The following is a 5,189-nucleotide window of genomic DNA, read 5'->3' as shown; positions in this document are numbered from 1 at the left end:
ACCTTCGGGAAGGACGACTTCTAGTTTATGTCTACCCTCGCCTAAGCCAAGGTCTTTAACACCCCATGGACCCTGCAGAATAATCCTCGCCTTATCACACTCCTCCACAGTTACAACATTAAACTCTATATAGTCTCTCTGACCGGCAACTACATCAGTCTTGAGAAATTCTATTGATGGCTTCAATACCTCATCCTCTACCTCACTTTCCTCCGGAGCCTCCTCAGCCTTTAAGATTGCCAACAGCCCCCTGATGTCCTGCAATGCGTCCTCGGGCATGCCATAGAGCTCTGCAACCAACCTATCTATCTCCTCCTCAACTTTCGCGAGCTCTTCTTCAGGGTTCCTGAGTTTACCGCAATAGTCGGGTTTAACTTTAGCGTAAATACACTTGGCAAGCTCATGAGCTCTCATGGAGAGCTCAGCTAGCTTTACATGCACAGAATTATTTTGGTTGAACTTAGGAATAGCTAGGTTCTCTAAGCCCTTAACAGGCATGTAGGTTCCAACAAATGCTATTATGCTGGAGTTCAGCACGGCACTGAGGTAGTGCGCTTCAGTCTCATTATTCATTGGCACTATTACAACCGTGTGGTTTGGCACTACTACTCTACTTCCCAGGTATTTATCGTTAAGAGACCCTACAACTGCTACATGGAATCCTCCAGCCCCCATTCTTGCGGACACCTCTTTCCAGGCGACCTTGTATGGAGCGAAGGTGTATGAACCTATGTTGTCGACTATGTAGAAAATCTCTTCAAGCCTACTTGATGCCCATTGCTTCTCCGCCTCGCTTTTCGCCTTCCTGATCGCATCTCTTAGAGAGAGGAAGGGCTTTATAGACCTAGACTTAAGGTCCTCTTTGAACTGGTAGAGGTATCCATATACACCTGGATATTTTTGCTGTAGCTCGATCCTAGTTAGTGGTTGCCTGGTTCCAGGGTTGTGTGTTAGAATGATGTCTCCGTCCCTATAATCCACGTACTACCTCTTTACATCCCGTCCCCTGATCAGCGGGTAAATGTGGTCTGGCTCGACTACGACTTCTACTTGCTTAACCTTCTTCTTCTGCCCGGGTTCAGGCGGATTGGTTATCACTAGCTTTCCGCCAGGTAGTCTCTCCTTGATTTTCACATAGTAAACACGGTTTAACGCGGCTAATACATTCACATATGCTTCTTATGGTGATTCACCAACTAGCTTCCTGATGTACATCAACACTTTTTTCCTATAACTTGCATCCAGGGACTTGAGGGATCTTTCTTGATTATTGGTGTCATCACCGCTTTGTACCTCTTAAAGGTTTCCAGGACCTCTTCCAGCTGCATATCAGTTGGCACAGCTTTCTCGCTAACCCATATCACATACTTTATCATTCTATTCTCCTCTACTAGCTTAGCTGAGTCGAGGCATCTTTACGAGTTACTGATATCCCTTATCTCGCAGATCTTCTCAACAACTATAGCTGAAGTTCTGTTCACTGCTCCTTCAAACGGGTATGTAGTCACCAAGTCGCGTACAGTGTGTAATCCTAGTAGTGTGTAAACAGCCTCTGAATAGTACGTGAACACCTTAATGTTCATTTTTATCGTTATCACAAAACACCCCCATAAGATGTCATAGATAAAAACATAGTTTAGTTAGTAGGGAACCCTATCAAGTATACACTTTTCACTTTTCTCTCGAGAAAGCTGATGGTGAAAACGCCCGTCATTTTTGATTATTCAGAAGACTAGTGAATTTTTGTGAATTGCAAATTGTATTTTAAAAATATTTGATGTAGCACTTCTGCCCATTACACTCCTCAGACTTGAGGCTCACAATTACTTCTGGCGAGATTCTTATCGTTCTCCAGGATGAATCTGACTTTACGGAGACCTTATGACCAATGTATTTCTTGTTGAAGTAGACTCTGACTCTATAAGTGCAAGTCAGCTCTGGAATCGACTGTAAACAAATATAGCATGGCTTTTCGGAGTAGTAATATCTGTAATTAGCGGGTCTTACTCTCTGTTTATTCTTCGTTATATAACTTTTAGGATACTTTACGATGTCTTCGCCATAAACGTCATATAGATTGCCATTGGGCAACGAGATCAGAACCAATGCCACTGGACCAGGATCAAGATTTTTGCTGATGATTTCCTCTGGCTTTTCGTAGATAATCTGTATAAAGTAGGTTAAAGAATATTTTACCCGGTTATCAATGATGTAAGTAGGCTGAATCTTCGGCATGAACTCTTGTTGAGCCCCCCATTTGTTTTTCATGGGATAACTTGTTTGCGCGTCTCCAACCTCTACTAATCCTTCGTAATCGCGCAGGTTATCTACATACACAGATTTAATATCAATATGTACAAACGCGTCATCGATTTCGAAGAACAGATTTGAGCCAATGAGTAATGGCACTGGGCTCCAGGTTGGAAATGAGTTCGCAATTATTTTCCAGAAAACTCTCTCCGCACCTATCCCGAGATCAGTGAGCCTCTTTGACCCAGTACTGAGAAAGTTTTTCCAATAGTTGTATAGTTTAAATCTTCTGGCGAACAATGAAACTATTTCTTGTATATTTGAATATATTAGATCGTCTAGTCGGGTAAGATAGTAGTACTCGAGTTTTTCAATAGATATTTGTGTGTTATTGCAAGACACATGAGGCATCGACAGTATATCGCTAATCAATAAACCTCCCTCGGATACAAATCAATCATATTACAACGATTCTTTATAAGCTCTACATACTCTTTCTTTAACTCGATGAGCATAGCCTTTCTCCTTAACTTGAATGCGACTTCGCCAACCGTTCCGGAACCTGCAAAAGGGTCCAAGACTACGCCGTTGATCGGGCATCCTATCTTGATGCTTTTTTCGACAAGCTCCCTCGGAAATATCGCAAAGTGAGCTCCAGGATACTGCTCAAGTTTAATGCTCCACACATCTCCAGGGTTTTTCAACTCGCGGGATTTCACAGTTGAAAACCCTAGGATCACTTCTTTAAGAAGACTATCGTATGTATCGTCGAAACGAAGTAATTCTTTGAGTCTAGTCCAATCACTTGGTCTAGGCAGAGAACCTCCTTTTCCCCATTCACCGAAGTCGTATCTAAACCAATGTCCCGCTGTATCCTTGTAGTTGAAAAAGTTGTCTATCTCCTTAATTGATACTCCACGTAGCTCCCTCCAGTATTTTAAGTAGAAGGAGATTAATGGTTGAGGAACCCTCCACCTCCTCTTAACGACCAGGTACTCACCAGTTAAAGCCAACCTTCCCGCGGGAGACGCAGATATTACTCTCTCGACAATCATGTATTTACTGGATTTAGGTGCTTTAGTCAGATATTTCTTTTCTTCGACCTCTTGAACTACAAGCTCTTTTGACACAACCAATTCTCTGTTATTATTCGTAATGTTTGGATATGGAAAGACTCCGCTAGGGTAGTATTTTCCACAATGAGGGCAAATAATCTTTTCATAGTTCGCAATGGAGAGAACCACGTCCCAGTTGCTAAGGCTCTTTCCGCAGTATGGGCACGTGTACGTCGTTTCTTCGGGGTAGTCCTTCGTTAAATCCCCCATCGGTAGATACTCAAGCTCTCCGTCAGTCCATTTAACAAGAACCTCGTAGACCTTTCTTCCATGATATCTCACACCCACGACTCTGCCTTCTCTCGTTTGTCGTTGCCTTAGTGAGTCCACTACTCTGAGTCCCAGGTAGTCTTCGGGCTTTACTGACGTAATTCTCGAGAGGAAATCTTGAAGTGTTTTCGGTTTTTCTCCGACCTCCTCCAGGTTGAAGTAGTAAAATTCTTTCGACTCTTTTTTAATGAATACTAGGACTGGCTCGTACATGTTGTTGAGCCTGTTTCGAGAAGGGGTTGGCATCGCGTTCGGCTTGTACCATATTATTTTGTTCTTAAGCATGTATCCTGTTTTACGCATCTCTAACGCTATCATCTCGGGAATCAAGAGCAACTCTTCATTGTAGTATTTGTAGCCCACGTTTAGAAATACTGTGGCAGTCTTCTTTAATTTAGGCTTAAGCATTTCGAACACTTTCACGATCTCGCGCGTATACTCCTCGGGAGAGCTCTCTCTCCCAATTTGCTGAGGATGTTCATAGTCTCTCTGCATCCAGTAAGGGGGAGATGTCACAACGCAGTCTACGTAATTATCAGGCAATAATGGTATCACTTTTCGCACGTCTCCAATAATAACTTTCGGCACCCACGAGTCATTGTGTGACTTCCATTCAGTAAACCAATTAAACGTATCAACTTCTCGATGGCTCATAATTATCCCTCCTAGCCCTCGGTCTCATTTTAATCGTGAACGAGGAACACTTATCTCTCGGTGAAACACCCTCGTAGTATAGTAGTAGTTGAACACACCTTTACACTTAGGACACTCGAGCCTTCTAACCTCATAGAAGCTGTAGCTCCAGGGCTCTCGCAGCTCCTTGAACTCGTTTAAACCGGATTCGAAGCCGCAGAAGGGACATTTGATTACCTTGCTCACCTGTGCTTTTTTCTTCGACCCCAGCCTAATCACATAACTCTTCTTCTTGCCCTCAGGGTCTACCTGGTACCTGAACCTTCCCTTGCACTGTGGGCACTCGTAGAGGTACACGTTCCACCAGCTGTATCTCCAGGTCTTGAGAAGACTGTGCTCTCCATCGAACCCGCAGTAGGGGCATCTAACCACTTTGCTCACCTCGTGCTTTTCTAATGTAGACTGTTCCGTTCTCGAAAACCCACTCTATCTCGTCGTTCTCTCTCAGCTTCTCTTGCCAGTCACTAGGGTACATCTGGGAGAACTCAGCCATCAAGTATTCTGCTACAAAGCCTGGAAGCCTGGATATCTCAGCTACCTGAAGCAGGCTCTTGTCGACAGCGTATTCTCCGAAAACCCTTCTAATCTTCGCGAACAAGTCACTCATAGGGCTACCCGAGCTTCAGTGTGTTAGGCCTCTTAGGACCTGTTGGTAGAGATTTAGAGGATGCAACCTTGAATGAGTCCTCATAACTGTGCTCTCCGCAGATAAACGTGTACTTAACCTCGTAGACACCTTCGGGAAGGACGACTTCTAGTTTATGTCTACCCTCGCCTAAGCCAAGGTCTTTAACACCCCATGGACCCTGCAGAATAATCCTCGCCTTATCACACTCCTCCACAGTTACAACATTAAACTCT

8 protein-coding genes and 1 pseudogene are annotated in these 5,189 nt (G+C 43.8%); all 9 read right to left on the bottom strand.

All coding sequences use genetic code 11. The features are described 5' to 3' along the window. Positions 1 to 981: pseudogene (locus QXV08_RS08880) on the bottom strand (class I SAM-dependent DNA methyltransferase); the annotation flags it as partial. Between the two features lie 3 nt (positions 982 to 984). Beyond that, entirely contained in the window at positions 985 to 1,170 is a 186-nt protein-coding gene (locus tag QXV08_RS08875) for a hypothetical protein (protein ID WP_342821583.1), read from the bottom strand. Positions 1,171 to 1,214: 44 nt separating this feature from the next. Beyond that, complete coding sequence (locus QXV08_RS08870) at positions 1,215 to 1,376, bottom strand: hypothetical protein (RefSeq protein ID WP_342821582.1); 162 nt, start codon at positions 1,374 to 1,376, stop codon at positions 1,215 to 1,217. Between the two features lie 39 nt (positions 1,377 to 1,415). Then, positions 1,416 to 1,598 (bottom strand): hypothetical protein, encoded by a 183-nt coding sequence (locus QXV08_RS08865; RefSeq protein WP_342821581.1) that lies wholly within the window; start codon positions 1,596 to 1,598, stop codon positions 1,416 to 1,418. Between the two features lie 166 nt (positions 1,599 to 1,764). After that, complete coding sequence (locus QXV08_RS08860; RefSeq protein WP_342821580.1) at positions 1,765 to 2,682, bottom strand: hypothetical protein; 918 nt, start codon at positions 2,680 to 2,682, stop codon at positions 1,765 to 1,767. Continuing rightward, entirely contained in the window at positions 2,679 to 4,289 is a 1,611-nt protein-coding gene (locus QXV08_RS08855; protein ID WP_342821579.1) for a site-specific DNA-methyltransferase, read from the bottom strand. Before QXV08_RS08855 ends, QXV08_RS08860 begins: the two co-directional genes overlap by 4 nt. Positions 4,290 to 4,313: 24 nt before the next feature. Further along, positions 4,314 to 4,700 (bottom strand): hypothetical protein, encoded by a 387-nt coding sequence (locus tag QXV08_RS08850; protein WP_342821578.1) that lies wholly within the window; start codon positions 4,698 to 4,700, stop codon positions 4,314 to 4,316. Then, positions 4,693 to 4,935 carry a hypothetical protein gene (locus QXV08_RS08845; RefSeq protein WP_342821577.1) on the bottom strand — a complete coding sequence of 81 codons (243 nt, stop codon included), beginning with the start codon at positions 4,933 to 4,935 and terminating at the stop codon, positions 4,693 to 4,695. Before QXV08_RS08845 ends, QXV08_RS08850 begins: the two co-directional genes overlap by 8 nt. A 4-nt stretch (positions 4,936 to 4,939) precedes the next feature. Next, positions 4,940 to 5,189, bottom strand: a 250-nt coding sequence (locus QXV08_RS08840) for a hypothetical protein (RefSeq protein ID WP_342821576.1), incomplete at its 5' end; no start/stop codon positions are given.

The sequence above is a fragment of the Desulfurococcus sp. genome, assembly GCF_038881575.1.
In the GTDB taxonomy this organism is placed as follows: domain Archaea; phylum Thermoproteota; class Thermoprotei_A; order Sulfolobales; family Desulfurococcaceae; genus Desulfurococcus.
Note: the sequence above shows the minus strand (reverse complement) of the source record. Positions and strands in the feature narration are given on the sequence as shown.

Coding starts and splice junctions, on each gene's coding strand:
- QXV08_RS08870 (WP_342821582.1), bottom strand. CDS start 1,376: ATGATAAAGTATGTGATATGGGTTAGCGAGAAAGCTGTGCCAACTGAT.
- QXV08_RS08855 (WP_342821579.1), bottom strand. CDS start 4,289: ATGAGCCATCGAGAAGTTGATACGTTTAATTGGTTTACTGAATGGAAG.
- QXV08_RS08845 (WP_342821577.1), bottom strand. CDS start 4,935: ATGAGTGACTTGTTCGCGAAGATTAGAAGGGTTTTCGGAGAATACGCT.